Origin of the sequence: Bacillus sp. JAS24-2, assembly GCF_008274905.1 — a bacterium.
In the GTDB taxonomy this organism is placed as follows: Bacteria; Bacillota; Bacilli; order Bacillales; family Bacillaceae_G; genus Bacillus_A; species Bacillus_A cereus.
Window position 1 is genome coordinate 139,191 of the sequence record NZ_CP031070.1, and the last position, 17,326, is coordinate 156,516.

Here is a 17,326-nt window from a genome sequence, read left to right on the forward strand (position 1 = left end):
ATTTGATACAAACTAATAATTGTAACAGGGGGACAAAGATTATGCCAGTCGATTTTTTAACACCTGAGCAAGAGAGGAAATATGGTTGTTTTTGTGAAACTCCAACATCAGAGCAATTAGCAAAATATTTTTGGTTAGATGATACAGACAAAGAACTGATATGGAATCGTCGTGGACAGCATAACCAACTTGGTTTTGCTGTTCAATTAGGAACCGTTAGGTTCTTAGGGACATTTTTATCTGATCCTACAGATGTACCACAATCGGTTATTACATATATAGCAAATCAACTTCATTTAGATGCTCAAAGCTTTTCTCATTATCGCAATAAACGAAGTCAGTGGGATCAAATGCGAGAGATACGTTCTGTTTATGGATATAAAAACTTTACAGATTATCCAGCACATTGGCGATTCATCAGATGGTTATATGCACGCGCTTGGCTATATAATGAACGGCCAAGTGTATTATTTGATTTAGCCATAGCACGATGCATCGAACAAAAAATTTTATTACCTGGTGTATCCGTATTAACATTGTTAGTATCAACAGTACGCGATCGTGCAGCTGAAAATTGGGATGTGTCCAGAATTCCTTCAAAAAGATTACAACAATTCGCGCGTCACACAGTCGCTGTTAGATCACAAGCAATTGCTAGAATGCCCTATCAACGACGTATCGCTATGTTAGTTGCATTTACTAAAATTTACACACAAAGTGCTCAAGATGATGTGATAGATGTTTTAGATAGATATTTAACAGATTTATTTGCTAAGACGTATTGAAAGGAACAAAAGGAACGTCTTCGTACAATTAAGGATTTAGATAAGGCAGCGCGTCAATTACGGGAAGCTTGTGTAACATTATTGGAACATAAGGATCCTTCTGTCCATCCAAAAACGGCAGTGTTTGAAAAAATCCCAGAAAAGGATTTAATACAAGCTGTCCAAATTGTTGATTCACTCACCTATTCACCAAATCAAACATTAGCCTATTCAGGATTGTTACAACATTATGGCACAATCCGAAAATTTCTTCCTTTACTCATGGAAGAAATTGAATTACAAGCAACGCCCGCTGGATTACCCATCTTGCAAGCATGAAATTTTGTAAAAGAGCATGGGAAATCCAATAAGAAAAGATGGAAAAAGGCTCCTCTTGTGGGTTTGAATGCAAATTGGTCTAAGGTTGTAATTGATAAAGATTCCGGAATTGTAAATCATCGAGTATATACGTATTGGATATTGGAACAAGTATTAGAAGCTTTGCATCGACATGATCTATACATAGTAGGAAGTGAAAAGTACGGGGACCTTCGCGCACAATTATTACAAGGCAAAGAATGGAAAAGTATTCGCCCTAGTATTCTTCGCTCATTAGACTGGTCAATAAATTCTTATGAATCATTGACACCTTTGAAAGAAGAGTTAGAACAAACTTATCATCAAGTCATTGAGAATTGGGATAATAATCCCGCGGTTCAAATAAACACATTTGCAGATAAAGAGAGAATTGTTCTGACACCTTTAGACAAGCAACCAGAACCTGAATCACTACAAAAACTAAAACAACAAATACATACTATGTTGCCAAATATAGATATTACTCAATTATTACTAGAAGTGAATCGTTGGACAGGATTTATGGAAAGTTTCCGACATATTAGTGAGGCTAAATCAAGAATTAACGAGTTTCCTATAAGTATCTGTGCATTGCTTATATCTCAAGCATGCAATATTGGGTTAAGGCCTTTAGTTCAAGATGGGGTTCCTTCATTAGAACGTGATCGTCTGACATGGATTGCACAAAATTATTTTCGTGCAGAAACACTCTCAGAAGCAAATGCGAAACTTGTAGATTTTCATAGCCAATTACATTTGGCTAATATGTGGGGTGATGGAGAAATTGCTTCAGCTGATGGATTACGTTTCATCACACCAGTAAAATCCGTACACTCTGGTCCAAATCCTAAATATTTCGGTTCTGGTCGTGGTGTTACGTATTACAACTATACGAGTGATCAATTTACAGGACTCCACGGTCTGGTGATTCCAGGCACAATTCGTGATTCATTATACTTGCTTCAATGTGTGTTAGAACAAAATACGAATTTACAACCAAAAGAAATTATGACAGATACAGCTGGTTATAGTGGTATTATTTTGGGGCTCTTTGGATCATTAGGTTATCAATTTAGTCCTCGTTGAGCTGATATCAGTGAATCACGTCTTTGGCGTTTTGATGTGAACTCAGATTATGGAATTTTAAATAATTTGTCTAAAAGTCGCATTCGTGAAGAACTCATACATCGTCATTGGGAAGACACGCTTCGTGTTGCGGGATCCCTGAAACTAAATAAAATAAATGCAACACATCTTATCCAAACACTACAGTATAATGGGAAACCAACCATGTTAGGGCGGGCGATTGGATAATTTAGGAGAATATTCAAAACGTGTTATTTACTCTTATATTTAAATGACGAAAATTATCGTCGTAAAATTTTAAATCAACTAAATAGAGGTGAAGCAAGGCATAGCTTAGCGAGAGCTGTATTTTACGGCAAACGTGGAGAACTTCATCAACCTTATCGAGAAGGACAAGAAGACCAATTAGGAGCATTAGGTTTAGTAGTAAATACAATTATTGTATGGAATACAAGATATATAGAATCTGCGTTACAAGTACTCCCAAATCGCGGTCATATGATTGATAATGATGATATATCTAGACTTTCACCATTAGGACATAAATATATTAATATAGTAGGTCGTTATTCATTTATTCTTCCAGAAGAAGTAAAAGGTGGACAATTACGTACATTAATATATGAAGAAAACAACAAAATCAAAAAGGAACCTGATTCTTTATAGGAACAGGTTCCTAATGTCCGCTAATGCTTGTTGCGTGATTTTGTTCCATTGCTACATATACCCCTAGTATTATATGCAACTCGTATAATAAAAGTAACTGAAACGTTTCGTGCCGGTGTAACAGCTGCGACACTTGGCATTTTTATTATGTATTTGATTGTTTTCTTACTAAACACCTTTGTTCTGACTGTTCCATATCTTCACCAAGGTGGGACAGTCAGCATCATTATTAATGCCGTTGTGATTGTCGTTGCTGTATTAAATTTATTACTAGATTTTGATTCAATTGAAAATAGTGCACGTAGTGGGGCAGCAAAATATATGGAGTGGTATAGTGCAATAGGGCTCATGATGACATTAGTATGGTTATACCTTGAAATTCTTCGTTTTGTTTCTTACTTTATGAAGAACGAAGAATAGAAAAAATCCTGCATGTTTGAAACATGCAGGATTTTTTTGTATCTCGTAATGTTAATAAGGTCACGTTAGCAAGTGGAGAATGTATGAAGATGCTTTACAATGAATTACAGTAATTACTTGTAGTCACATAAAATCCTCTTATACATTCAGGTATTTGTTTATCTTTTGAAAAAATTTATAACAGCACCACGAGAAGGACGCTCTTATTTTTTAAATCGATATGGAACTGTTGAAACAATTACATTTTTTTTATAAAGGAGATACATTCTTAACAAAATACTAGATTGGTTATGCAAAAAGTAATGCCAACCCCTTTTCGTAATAAATTGTGGAATAAGAACAGTAACTGAATAATGATTCTGATTTGCTTTATCTTGAATTTTAGAAACCAATTTTATAATGGGTCCTATTAAGCTTCGATACGGAGATACTATTGTAACAAGACGAATATTCGGTTTCCATTCCTTCCACTTTTCCTTCATTTTTATTTCACTTTCTTTATCAAATGCTATATATACAGCAATGACGGTAATTCCAATGGACTCAGCGTAATTTATAGATTGTTCAACAACTTTCGTAATTCCCGCTATAGGTACGATAACAATATTTCCCTCAAGTTTTTGAGGAACCTCATTTGAATTAACCTGCAGCTGTGCACCTACTGCATTATAATGTTTATAAATACGATGAAATATTAAGACAACCATTGGTAAAAAGACAAAAATAGGCCATACTTGTTGAAATTTCGTAATAAAAAATATCAGAAGTACAGCTAAAGTAATAATTGCACCTAGTAAGTTAATAATCAATTTTATTAACCATCCATTAGGTTTGTCCCGAAACCATTTTATAATCATACCTATTTGTGACAAAGTGAAGGGAAGAAATACACCAACTGCGTACAACGGAATTAATTGCCCAGTTTGTCCTTTAAATGCAATAATTAAAAGAATAGAAGCAATTCCTAGTGTAATAATACCGTTTGAATAGCCTAGACGATCACCACGCATTAAATACATTCGAGGCATATATTTATCTGATGCTAAATTGTAAGCTAATAAAGGAAATGCAGTAAAGCCCGTATTGGCTGCCAACACTAAAATTAAAGCCGTTATTCCTTGAATAAAGTAGTAAAAATAGTTTCTTCCAAAAATATTAGAAGCAATTTGAGAAATAACCGTTTCTTTATCATTTGGAGCAATTCCATACCAATACGCCAAGAAGGTAACCCCTGTAAATATAATAGCGAGAATAGTTCCCATAATAACTAATGTTTGAGCTGCATTTTTAGCAGCAGGTTTTTGAAAATTAGGTATGGCATTCGAAATGGCTTCTACTCCTGTTAATGCCGAACAGCCCGATGAGAATGCCTTTAACAATATAAATACTGTTATTCCTGGTACTGCTGTACCAATAGGGGGATGTAATGTGGCAGGCACTTGACCTGTTATAATTTTAAAGAGACCTATAATAATTAAAACACCGAGTGCCAATATAAAAAGATAAACCGGATAAGCTAAAACAGAAGCAGATTCTGTTACACCTCTAAGATTTAATATCGTAATAAAAATAACTAATATAACAGCGATAGGTACAGCATACTGATGTAAAATAGGAAATGCGGATATAATTGCATCAGTTCCTGCAGAGACACTTACTGCCACCGTAAGAATATAGTCTATTAGCAATGAGCCACCAGCAATGAGCCCTGCATTAACGCCTAAATTAGATTTTGAAACAACATAGGCCCCCCCTCCATGTGGATAGGAGTAAATAATTTGTCGATACGATAGAATTAGCGCTGTTAATAAGAGAAGTACCCCAATCGCAATTGGAATTGAATACCAAAAAGAAATAATTCCAATTGTTGCAAGGACGATCAAGATTTGTTCTGTTCCATAAGCAACAGAGGAAAGTGCATCAGAAGAAAGAATAGCAAGTGCTTTGAACTTATTTAACTTCTGTTCCCCTAATGAAGTTGATTTAAGCGGTCTACCAATTAAAAATCTTTTAAATGCAGAAAACAAAATAACACCACCAATATGCAAATTTTCACAAAAGATGCGATTATGTCCTAAATATCATTTTATTGTTAATCAATTAACCTCTTATAGAGTTTAATCTATTTTTATATTAAGAAATTATTTTTAACCTAGTAGTTATGATAACAATTAAAACGCAACAAAATTTTTGGTTTTTCAAATAAGAACATGATTTGGATAAAATATTTTAATATTTTTGAACACCCATGTATATATATAAACCTCTAGAAGTTTTTTCTTTTTGAATTCCGTTTAATTATCCCCTCGAAATATATGATATTCTGTTAATTTCACGTTATATTTTAGAATTAACATAGTTATTATGAGCAAAGGTTTAGCGGCTAATATAGAAATATCACGTTGCATCGTTGAATAACAAATTAGTTAATAGCACAAAGAAGTTGATGTCGCTGGCAATAAGCATAAAAAACCTTTACTCAATAGGGAGTAAAGGTTTTGAAAAATCACAAATAAACATTAGAATACAATCTCTTGTTATCATCTTAGAGATGCTTTTCTAATTTATCACAGACCACTCCCTCGTTGAGTTTTAGCACTGTACAGCATAGGTTTGAAACCAGCTACATTAAGAATGGCCTTCTCTCCGACCATCCCTGTTGACCCATTGGCGTCTCTCGACATTTTTGGGCAGCAGCGTTTCTCTATACAGGAGCCTCACCTAACAGAGACTATTTAATTATATGTCAAACATATAGATTATTTTTTGACTTGTCAACTATTTCCGCAAAAAGTATATATTATCTCAAGACAAACCTTCGATAATAAGTTGTAAGGTTCTGTTGCAAAGTTTTCTAAATGAGACTACACTTTAGAAAAAAAGTAAGGAGAAACACAAATGCGATATTTTAAAGGAAAACAATCCAAATAAGATATTATTTGAATTGCCATTGTTTACTAATGCCGTTTTTCTTTAAGTTATCGTGATGTCTCTGGAATTTTAAAAGAACATGGGATCTCAGTTCACCCAACAACCATTATGCGCTGGGTTCATGAATACGGGAAGCTTATCTATCAAATTTGGAAGCTAGATGAGACTTAGATAAAAGTTAAAGAAAAATGGTGTTATTTATATCGTGCAATAGATAAAGATGGGCATACATCGGATATTCAACTTCGCAAGAAACGGGATACACAAGCTGCGTATGCTTTTATGAAACGACTCGTTCAAACTTTTGGAGAACCAGCGGTTCTAATAACAGATAAGGCCCCTTCTTTACTTTGTGTACTCAAAAAATTAAAGAGGAACGGCTTTTATAAGCATACCACTCATTGTACAAGCAAGCATTTGAACAATCTCATCGAACAGGATCCTAGGCATATCAAGCGACGGTTTTCCAAATTCGCAGTATTTCAAAGCCTTCGCCATGCTTCACGTACGATAAAAGGAATTGAAACCATTCAATGCTATATATAAACAAAACCATAGTTTGCGACCAAACTGCGGTTTTTCAACGTACAAATAATTACATAGATTATTAGTCACTGCCTAAATTGAGCTCCCTATTTATCAATATCTGTTTCTATTTTTTAACTTTGCAACGGAACCGTCAGCTATGTATAAGGTGAGTGTTGATCTGAAAAATAAAAATCTATGACATAACAGACTCATAGGTTAATAAAATAACAGAAAAAAACTAATTCTCTAGAAGGGGGATAGATATGTATGTAAATGATCATAAAATGAACAATCCTGTACAATCGGATGAAAAGAGAGCGGTTACAATAAGAGGAGAATAAAAAAATTAGTTCCATATGCCATAATTACGAAAATGCGTGTTTATTTTAATAGATATCATTAATTGTTAGCATATAATGATTAAGTACAAGAGGAGGTGTGAACTAAACCCTAAAAATAGAAATAGATAGTCCGATAAAAAAGCCACTAAATTTGGTGATATTAACCATATGATAAGTTAGTCGTATTTTTTAATATATCATACAATATTTTTCATTAATTGTCGAAACAAGTCACATTTTTGAGATTATTTTTTGAAAGTTTGTTGTAGCAATTATGATTAGTTGTTACAATTACAGTAATCAAGCAATAGGTGTTCTGTAAATTAGGTGGATATAATAGGTTTCAGATGTAACGCTTTCAATAGTTATATTTAAAATGGTTTTTTCAAGTATTTAGTTTAAAAATAAGATTAACTCATATGCTCAAAAGAATCGTTTTTATGGTCATCTATGTTTGATCCTATATATTTATCGGTTCCGTTGCAAAGTTTCATAACATATAAAAAGGTGAATGAATTGTTGTTGAATTTTACGAAGCCGTTAATAATTTTTGTAATTCGTTATACGTCGAAAAGACGAAGTCTGATTAGGGACTTCGTCTTTGTTTATATAGGGCATGGACCGTTTCCATTCCTTTTATTGTACGTGAAGCATAACGAAGTGTTTGAAATCCTGAGGATTTAGCAAACCGACGATTCATATGGCGATGATCTTGTTCTATGTAATTATTGAAATGTTTGATTGTAGAATGAGTAGTATTTTTATAAAAGCCGTTCCTCTTTAATTTTTTGAGTACACAAAGTAAAGAAGGGGCCTTATCTGTTATTAGAACCGCTGGTTCTCCAAAAGTTTGAACGAGTCGTTTCATAAAAGCATACGCAGCTTGTGTATCCCGTTTCTTACGAAGTTGAATACCCAGTGTTTGTCCCTTTTTATCTATTGCACGATATAAATAGCGCCATTTCCCTTTGGCTTTTATATAGGTTTCATCCATTTTCTAAGATATTTGTGCTCTTTTGTTCCTTTTCTTCCAAATTTGATAGATCAAATTTCCATATTCATGAACCTAGCGCATAATGGCTATTGGATGAACCGAGATGCTATGTTCTTTCAGAATTTCAGAGACATCACGATAACTTAAAGAAAAATAGCTACCAAAATAATATCTTGTTTGAATTGTTTTTCTTTAAAATATCTCATCTGTTATGCTACTCGTTTGCTTTTTTCAGAGTTTATCCTAGTTTAGAAAAATTTGCAACAGAATCTATATTTTTATAAGAAGTGAGGCAGTGTATGAAAAAAAGAACCACAGACATTATTTTTATCATTATTGGAGCATTTATTTTTGCGTTAGGTGTTAATTTATTTGTTATCCCGAACGAGCTTGGTGAAGGAGGAGTAACTGGTATCACGATTATTACCTACTATTTATTTGAGTGGTCACCAGGTTTAATCAACTTGATTCTGAATACACTTTTGTTAATAATTGGATATAAATTTTTGGATACGGTAACAATGATTTATACGATTATTGCTGTAGTTTTCAATTCGCTTTTTCTTTATCTGACAGCAGGCTGGAATATTGCTTCTAATGAATTGATGGTAAATGCCATTTTTGGGGGAATATTTGTAGGGTGCGGGATTGGTCTAACCATTCGGGTTGGCGGAACAACAGCAGGTACTACCATCTTAGCAAGGATGACACATAAGTATTTAGGCTGGAGCATTAGCTATGGTCTATTAGTTTTCGATTTAATAGTTGCTTTTTCATCTTATTTCATCATTGGTGCAGAAAAGCTGATGTTGACAATTATTATGCTATATGTAGGAACGAAAGTGCTGGAATTTGTGATTGAAGGTTTGAATCCGAGAAAAGCCATTACGATTATTTCTGATAAACCGAATGACATTGCCAAACAGGTGACTACATCAATGGACAGGGGGGTCACCGTATACTCAGGTTATGGTTATTACACAAAAAAAACAAAAGACATTCTTTATATTGTTATTAGTAAGCAAGAAGTAATAAAGTTAAAACGGATTGTTCAATCTACTGATCCGAATGCTTTCATCGCTATACACGATGTTCGTGATGTATTTGGAGAAGGATTTGTTGATATTTCTAAATCTTAATGAGAGGTTGTTTTCAAGGTCTGTTGCAAAGTTTCTTAACATATAAAAAGGTGAAGGAATTGTTGTTGAATTTTACGAAGCCGTTAATAATTTTTGTAATTCGTTATACGTCGAAAAGACGAAGTCTGATTGGAGACTTCGTCTTTGTTTATATAGGGTATGGACCGTTTCCATTCCTTTTATTGTACGTGAAGCATAGCGAAGTATTTGAAATCCTGAGGATTTAGCAAATCGGTGATTCACATGGTGATGATCTTGTTCTATGTAATTATTGAAATGTTTGATTGTAGAATGAGTAGTATTTTTATAAAAGCCGTTCCTCTTTAATTTTTTGAGTGCACAAAATGTTATCAAACCTATAAAAATATCAATTTGGATTAACTAATATTTAAAATAATAAGAATAATGATCGAACAAACAAACAAGAAACTATTTACACCTTCAATTAACTATAGAAACAGTCAAACAAATAGGGGGGAAGGGATAAAAGATATATTCTATATTCGAATCAAAACATTCACCAATTTACTCTCGACATTTTGCTGATATAATCATAACCAAGGGTTAAATTGGTTTATTTTGTATTTAAATAAAATGATATTAAACACAAAATAAAGTTAGGATAAAAAATATTGGATATGAGTTTTAGTACTAAATATCATTAGTTTTTCTGCGATTTTAGCAAATGCCTTATCAAACCCATCAATATTCATTAATAGGGTTTGATAAGCATGATAACTAACAGCAAACTAGAATTTCGATTTTATGTTTTATCCTCCAATTGACGTTTTTCTAAACGCTCAATGGCTTCACGACGTTTAGAATCATCTATATTTGTATATAAGGATGTTGTTTCCATTGAGTTGTGTCCCATTTGATTTGCCAACAGAACAAGATTCTTATTTTCGTTGTAATGATTAGTTGCGTATGTATGACGCAACTTGTGAGGGCTCTTTTTTTCGTCAAATGCCCTAGTATATTTTTCTGTGAGTTTTTGTATAGCATTAACAGATATTTGCGCGTATGAGCCTTTATAATTCGTTACAAATAGAATATCCTCATCATCAGGACACTTGTAATGATTAGCACGTACTTTAATGTACTCTTGAACATCATCTAGAGCTGTTTGTGTAGCCAAAATAGATGATTTTTTATCTCCTTTACGTATAACCTTGATGTAACGAGTACGAAAATTAATACTAGAAATAGTTAAACTAGCTGCTTCAGATACCCGAAGACCTGTACCCAAGATTAGACTTAGAATAGCAATATCACGCTCTCTATCTCGTTTAAAGAATCTTAACTTACCAGGAGCGTTTTCTTGCAGCATTTGCTCATATTCGTTAGATAAAAAGCGCATAAATTTAATGTCATCATTATTGTGGAAAATAACTTCTGAAATTTCCTTTGCTCTCGCTGCAGCATCAATTTTTTCCTTATGAATTTCCATTTTGGCCATAACATTTCTATAAAAGTAACATTCTCCATTATCATCTTCAGTGTTGCTTGTTAGGTAGTTAAATAATGATTTTAGAGCTGAAAATGTTCGTATAACTGCCTTTGTTTTATTACCTTGTCTCTCTAAATAGCTTTTAAACCTTTTTACTTGTTTAAGAGGAAGGTGTTCCAACGTTTCAATTGGCACCTTATGTATTTTCGTTACAACTTCTCCATCTACGACAGCAAGACGAGAGGAGATTAACCATTGTAAAAACATTTCATATTCAATTAAGTACCCATACAAAGTAGCAGGGGAGAGGTTCGTTTTCTCTTCAATATATTCAATAATATACCACGGCATTTTTTCCTTATGACGTTCTACACGTGCTTGGTACACTTGTTTTTCTCGATTGCTCAATTTTTTCACCTCAAACTTCAAAACAGTACATTGGATTTTATAATCAATGTACTGTTTTGTATAAATTTGTCTAATTTTACATTAAATACAATTTTAAACTACAATTTGAATTTAAATAAATATAGGACCTTTAAATATCAATTCTGAATCATAACTAATAATCTGACCTTTAGGAGAATTTCTGATATTATCTTCTAAAACTGCAATTAATGAATAATAATTGTCTTCTATGGTCATAAACAATTCTCCTAAACTATTAAACTGAAAATCCTTAAATTTATTTATTATCAATTCAATAGTATATCTCAGGTAGAAGTGAAGATGCTCTATCAAAAAACTAATGTCTTTTTCAGTTCTTGCTGCATGTACTAAATTATTTCTTACTCGATATAATCTTTGAATATGCCAAGTTAAATTATTAAAATGATTTGAAATAGATTCCTTAAATGTTTCACTATTACTTAAATCATGTGATAACTCAATTATTCTTTGTTTCAAAAGAGTATAATCATTTATTTCACTTTTAAAAATTTCAACGGATACTTCATCAGTCAGTAAAAAATACACTTTTTCAATATCTTCAATAGTAGGGGAAGATGTATTAATTATTTCTCCATTATATTTAACAGTTATACCAGCTCGGTAACAATCATTTAAAAAGTTTAATAATAATCTTTGAAAATATTCACTACAAACTGCTGAAGGTACTATTTTTTTAATGTGCTCAATATTTGATTCATGATGTCCAGTGATTAATAATGACTCCAATGCTGACCACAAGTTTGTAAATTTTGTTTCGGTAGATAAAGATTCAACAGATAAATTATATTGTCGGAAAAAGTTCATTAAACGCTGCCTACTTTTTATATCTATAGATTCATTTGCTAGAACTGACCTAATGGTATTTATATTTTCAAGTTGCGAATTTTCTAGGGGAAGTTCCTTTTTTAGTATTTCATAGTTAACACTTTTTTCTTCACTAGGAAATACTAAAATTACGTTATTAAACGCTCCTAAATCTACTTTATAGTATGCTAGAATAGATTGTTTCTCAGATAATTGATTTCTACTTTTTTCAGCTGCAGTATGAAGATCTTCATTAAATGCAGCTGCTTTTTCCTCAATATAAAATGCATCTTTATCTATATGATTATCATTAATATTAGGAAAAGAAATTAAAATATCTTCACCTTTAACAACGGTCATTCCTACGGATTCCAAAAGTGTGTACTGATCATTAAATTCATTTAACTTAAAATAGCAATGAAAAAGGCCGGGATTAGATTTAATTATTGAAATAAACCTCTGCCATTTTTCCTCAAATGCCACTTTACTATTTAAAAATAGGACATTACCAAGTCGGTGTAAACTTCTTGCTGACCAACCAGTATTAATTAATTCTGTAGATAAAAATTCCGTTAATATTTCTACATTAGCGAACTCAGAATTACTAATAGAGTATTCTAGTTCATTTATAATTTTATCAAGGTAACTACCAGAAATAATTTTTAGTGCATAATTCAATCGATATTCTAATTTTAAAATATCCGATTTAGTAGTCTCATTCTTTCTTATCACTTTAAGCTCCTTCAATAGACTTTTTAATAATTCAGGAAAGTGCTTTCTAAGACATAAATCCTTTTGAAGGTGTTTTCTGCATTCTAAAATTAAGTCTTGCAAATTGGCTGGAGATAAAACATCAGACTTAATAAATTCTAAAACCTCTTTGGTTTCTTTTAATATGGAATGTGAATTTCTTAACCTAAATTGGTATGTATTAATTGTTTTTTGAAAAAGTAATTCACGCCATTTTTGAATAAATAAGCATTGGCTTTCTAATTGAATATTTTTATTTTCAGCCAAATATGAGTTATTTAATTTTGCTTCCATTTGGAAACCTCCCAAAATACAAATAAACAATAGTTGCATGTTTTTTTAAAATTTGATATTATAAATACATACTAATAAATGAAACGAAAAAAGAAACCTGGTGCTGAGCGTAAAGCCTGCCCAGGTTTCTTTTTATTATATCATAATTTTGTCACCTCATCAATTGTAAGTTAAACTCGAATTTAATGTAAAATTGACAATTCAAAGTGTCTTCCCCCTTTTTTACTGTAGAACGACATAAAAATGGACACCTTTTAGACAAAAAAGTATATCCTTAAATTAGCAACAGACAGCAATAATAAGTTATTTGTTTTAGAGTTAAAACGAAATGCAGCTTCAATACATCTAGATCCTGAAATCGATAATTGGCTAGATAAAAACTTGTAAAATATTTCGTATTTCTTCTATACGTAAATTTGTAAACTTCGCAATATCTTCTATCGGCATCCCATTTTTACTCATACCACGAATGAGTTGTATTTTTCCCTTGCTTTTTGTAAAATCGGATCTTGGTTCATCGCAATTTTCTCCAATGTTTGGGTTAATTGTTCATCTTCATTCGCTGGAAGTAATAACAACCAACGAACAAATCAATCTTCCCAGGGATTAACCTGCTCATTCCAGCACTGTTGCATCAGTTTTGAAAACTCCAATTTCAGCTAATTCTTTTTATTACTCTTTGTCTTATATAACTGAATACATGTATGCAACTTCATTTCAAATCTCTATATAACCTTTAAAAATGGCTAAAACAAAAACAGGCAATGTTGAAAATGCTCTCCATTGCCTGAGAATAAATGAAATACCGGATGTATGATTTAATTTACATCCTTCTTATAGACGATGTAACTAGGTTCATTATAAACCCACTCATCTGTTCCAATTCTTAGCCAACCATTCTTCTCTTCGTATACTGTAGCTTTTTCACCTTTGCTTGCTTTTCTAACAACAAGGTGGTCAGCTCCTGCCCCGCTTCGAACATTTACCCCAATACCATTAATTTCAGCCGTACCAATTCCTTTTTGAACACTACCAGTTTCAATTACTTGAAGCATGTTTAAAATGAATACTGCTGTTTCACCACGAGTTGTTGTTCCTTTAGGGACATACAGATTATCCCCCATCCCTTTTACAATACCTAAACCGTATAATCTTTGTACAGCTTCTTTATAAATAATTTGATCTTTATCTGCAAATGGTAAGTTTACCAATGGTCCATTTATTCCTTTATACTGTAAAGCTCTATTTACAATGACCGCTGCTTCTTCCCTTGTAATAGGTGTGTTAGGGTCGAAATAACCGTCTCCTCTTCCAGAAATGATACCCACACTTGCAGTACGCTTAATACCATCTCGTAAAGTTGGATTTGCATCATTTAAGTCTTTAAACGTTGCATCTCCAGCTGGAAGACTAAGAGACTTAGAGGTTAATTGAGCAAACTCAGCTCTTGTTACGGGTCTATTAGGTGCAAAAATACCGTTTCCTTCTCCTACCATAATACCTCTTCTATTTAAATCACGAATAGCTGGCTCATACCAACCTCCTGTTATATCGTCTGTTGGTTGATAAAATTTATTATAATACCCTTCCACACCGTTTACGAATGGAACCCATTGTCCACTGTTAATCATAATAGCAGGACAGTTTTTATTACTCCATTTTTGGTGTTTTACAATGTTATTTAATGGGACACCCGTTTCTTTCATTAAATATGCTACAAGTTTCTTAGCGTTATCTACTGCCTTATTGTAGTCACCATCACTGTTAACTGCAATTTCAATTGCAATAGATTCTCTATTACCTGGGCCATTACCGTCTGCTGCGTGCCATCCATTCTCATTTAACGGTAAGTGTTGATAAATTTCTTTATCATCTACCGTAAAGTGCCATGATGCAGTGCGGTCTGTGTTCCCTACTGCTTGGTTATATAAATATTGAGCGTGGTTTTTAGCCCCTGCTCCTACACTTTTATTATCAGTCTCGTGAATTGTAATATACCTTGGAATCATGTGATTTTGAGGACGAATATTCTCATTTCCTGGCGGAACTATCCATTCAGTAAATGGAACACCGTTTATAGTACTAGAAACTTTAGGTGCTGAGAAAGAAAGACTACGTTTTGTTCTATTTGAATTTTTAGGGATCGTTAATGTACCCGTTTCTTCATAAATACCTTCTGAATTTTGAAGACTATCCACTTTCTTATTATCGACACTACCTCCACCGCGTCCGTCTACTCCTTCAAAACTCTCTTCAATGCTTTTTAAAGCTTGTTCGTTTGATACTTGAAGTGAAGCTGTTCCAGCTTGTTTTTGAACACTTATGGATTGATAGTTATTTACTGATTGTTGTTCTTCTGCAACCGATACCATCGGTGAGGATAATACGGTTAATCCAGCTGTTAATGCTACTACCTTTTTATTAAATCTAATACTCATGTTTAATTTGGTATATCTCGCTATTTTAGTAGATACACCTTCCTCCTTACACTTCTTTTAATGTGAATCATAGCAGTTTGAAACCTAAAAATAACACCTTCACTTTTCATTGCATATAATCAATCGAAACATCTAAATATTACTTAATATATGAATATTTAAAATTATTTCAAACAATTATCAAAGAGAATAATAAGAACTGAAATATTTCTCTTTTACCATTCCAATCGTAGTATTCATGATGATACTTCCACTCATACACTTACAAAAACAACAACAAAATAACATTTGAAATGTATAAAACAATACATAATATTTTACTTGATATTCCGATTGTTTTCTATGGAATTCACAAATTCTTAAAAACCTTTGCTATAAATAAAAAAAGGAGAGGTTTCTTTAAAATATACCCTATCGACTAGACACTTAAAAAAGTCTAGTCGATAGGGTATTTCTTGTATAATAAGAAGGAAATTAGAATTGTAGAAAATTTAAAATGACAAAAAAGCTATTCACCAAATTATTCAAAAAATAACTTCATTAATTTCTAGATAATATCGTGAAAAACATACCGTAATTTAGCATTCTATCTTAACACCTAAATGAGCCATCATCTGACTTACATTATTTTACAAACAATATTTTTAATCCATCTAATCTAAATGGAGGTGTTTCTGTATTTAAAAGATCCCTAGAAAAATAAAGTGATTCCCATTAATGGAGGTGTTTTTTCAGGTACCACTATTCGGGTTCACTAATAAACTTTTCAATCTCTAATTTCATTTTTCATCATCCTTGTAAATTTTTAACTATATTCTTCAAGATTATATATTCCATCATCAGAACATACGGTATTTAAGATGTTAAGACGATAAATTATCTTTCAATTCTTCTATGTATACATCCTTGACTAAGTTGAAAAAACAATATATTCTCCAAAATAACTGCTGAATTTCTTTATAAATTCTTCTCTTTCTTCTGAATGATGAGACCATATTGACATACTCCCCATCAATTCTCCTATTTCTTTTTCAATTTCTTTTAATTCATCTAGTGACATACCTTCCGGGTAATCATTAAACCATTCCAACCAATCCGCAATTAGCTTCTCCACAGAGGATTTTCCGGATTCTGAGCAGAAAGTAAATTGCATTTTTCCTGCTGTGATAAGTGTGTCTAAATCATTTAAAATTAGACGGATTATATACGATGTACTGACATTTCCGATACTATGTTTCATATTTTCTCCTCCTTATCATTTTTTTCTTTCAATGAAATGTGTTTGTTATACCATTTATTTATTTTCCCTTTGTAATACTTCTCTAATTCGTAATCTGGAATCCAAATTTCACGATCATAGATTTTACTCATTACCTTCTCTAAAACATCCTCATGTTCTCACGGTTTTAATCTAAGGTTATGAAACCTTAATCTTCTCTATATAAGCCTCTCTCAGCCAATTTGATATGGTTTCACGCTGTTTTTGCTTTCGGGTGAGACCATTTCTTATTTGTTTGTAGTAATTGACCTTCAGAATTCCTTGTGTGATTCCTCATTAATCGCTACCTCCCCTATTTTATTTTCACTTATTTCTTATTTGAACCGCAGACACAGCGCATTCCAAATCGAGTCACAGCATATGTCGTGCCAATTTTACGAATTGAACCTTTTGGGAAATCATTTATTCTTTTACGTAATGTCGATGATTCAATTACCCATTCTTCTATTGCATCCGTACTACTTAAAATTTCATTATCCAATAGATTAAGATATCACGTTTGCGTGAAATTTCAAAGAGAGAAATAGGGGTTAAATGTAAGAGGGTTATTTTGAATCAATTTATTTTTTCTGAATTTTATTGAAAAATAAATCTTTAACTCTCAAATAATCTGATTATTTTGCTACAATGGTAAT

At 32.4% G+C, this 17,326-nt stretch carries 5 protein-coding genes, 9 pseudogenes and 1 riboswitch; of the genes and pseudogenes, 4 read left to right on the forward strand and 10 right to left on the reverse strand.

What is annotated here, in order from left to right:
- Nucleotides 1–41 precede the first annotated feature (41 nt).
- Both DN407_RS32835 and DN407_RS30745 read left to right on the forward strand, forming a co-directional pair.
- A pseudogene (locus DN407_RS32835) lies at nt 42–2,873 on the forward strand (Tn3 family transposase).
- 57 nt (nt 2,874–2,930) lie between these two features.
- Nucleotides 2,931–3,293 (forward strand): annotated as a pseudogene (locus DN407_RS30745) (Bax inhibitor-1/YccA family membrane protein); the annotation flags it as partial.
- Nucleotides 3,294–3,496: 203 nt separating this feature from the next.
- On the opposite strand, the gene DN407_RS30750 reads toward DN407_RS30745, so the two are convergent.
- Entirely contained in the window at nt 3,497–5,320 is a 1,824-nt protein-coding gene (locus DN407_RS30750; protein ID WP_149217161.1) for an APC family permease, read from the reverse strand.
- Nucleotides 5,321–5,864: 544 nt separating this feature from the next.
- Nucleotides 5,865–6,029: riboswitch (M-box (ykoK) riboswitch) on the reverse strand.
- A gap of 198 nt (nt 6,030–6,227) precedes the next feature.
- On the opposite strand from DN407_RS30750, the pseudogene DN407_RS30755 reads away from it, so the two are divergent.
- Nucleotides 6,228–6,819, forward strand: a pseudogene (locus DN407_RS30755) (IS6 family transposase).
- Nucleotides 6,820–7,679: 860 nt separating this feature from the next.
- Here the strand turns inward: DN407_RS30755 and DN407_RS30760 are convergent.
- A pseudogene (locus DN407_RS30760) lies at nt 7,680–8,293 on the reverse strand (IS6 family transposase).
- Nucleotides 8,294–8,386: 93 nt separating this feature from the next.
- On the opposite strand from DN407_RS30760, the gene DN407_RS30765 reads away from it, so the two are divergent.
- Nucleotides 8,387–9,226 (forward strand): YitT family protein, encoded by an 840-nt coding sequence (locus tag DN407_RS30765; RefSeq protein WP_149217162.1) that lies wholly within the window; start codon nt 8,387–8,389, stop codon nt 9,224–9,226.
- 72 nt (nt 9,227–9,298) lie between these two features.
- Here the strand turns inward: DN407_RS30765 and DN407_RS30770 are convergent.
- The 8 genes and pseudogenes from DN407_RS30770 to DN407_RS32600 form a co-directional block, all read right to left on the reverse strand.
- Nucleotides 9,299–9,568, reverse strand: a pseudogene (locus DN407_RS30770) (DDE-type integrase/transposase/recombinase); the annotation flags it as partial.
- Nucleotides 9,569–9,989: 421 nt separating this feature from the next.
- Nucleotides 9,990–11,084: a tyrosine recombinase XerS gene (gene xerS, locus DN407_RS30775; protein ID WP_149217163.1), complete on the reverse strand. Its 1,095-nt coding sequence runs from the start codon at nt 11,082–11,084 to the stop codon at nt 9,990–9,992.
- 111 nt (nt 11,085–11,195) lie between these two features.
- Entirely contained in the window at nt 11,196–12,974 is a 1,779-nt protein-coding gene (locus tag DN407_RS30780; RefSeq protein ID WP_149217164.1) for a hypothetical protein, read from the reverse strand.
- Between the two features lie 369 nt (nt 12,975–13,343).
- A pseudogene (locus DN407_RS30785) lies at nt 13,344–13,627 on the reverse strand (Rpn family recombination-promoting nuclease/putative transposase); the annotation flags it as partial.
- A gap of 165 nt (nt 13,628–13,792) precedes the next feature.
- The gene (locus DN407_RS30790) at nt 13,793–15,412 is read right to left on the reverse strand and encodes an S-layer homology domain-containing protein (protein WP_149217165.1); all 1,620 of its coding nucleotides are present in this window, start codon (nt 15,410–15,412) and stop codon (nt 13,793–13,795) included.
- A gap of 863 nt (nt 15,413–16,275) precedes the next feature.
- Nucleotides 16,276–16,652: pseudogene (locus DN407_RS30795) on the reverse strand (hypothetical protein).
- Nucleotides 16,649–16,968 (reverse strand): annotated as a pseudogene (locus tag DN407_RS30800) (transposase). The pseudogenes DN407_RS30795 and DN407_RS30800 overlap by 4 nt, the downstream one beginning before the upstream one ends.
- Nucleotides 16,969–16,998: 30 nt before the next feature.
- Nucleotides 16,999–17,181, reverse strand: a pseudogene (locus tag DN407_RS32600) (helix-turn-helix domain-containing protein); the annotation flags it as partial.
- Between the last annotated feature and the right edge of the window lie 145 nt (nt 17,182–17,326).

Excerpts from the sequence above, each read along its gene's own strand:
- DN407_RS30765 (WP_149217162.1), top strand. The coding sequence starts at position 8,387 with ATGAAAAAAAGAACCACAGACATTATTTTTATCATTATTGGAGCATTT.
- DN407_RS30780 (WP_149217164.1), bottom strand. The coding sequence starts at position 12,974 with ATGGAAGCAAAATTAAATAACTCATATTTGGCTGAAAATAAAAATATT.
- DN407_RS30790 (WP_149217165.1), bottom strand. The coding sequence starts at position 15,412 with ATGAGTATTAGATTTAATAAAAAGGTAGTAGCATTAACAGCTGGATTA.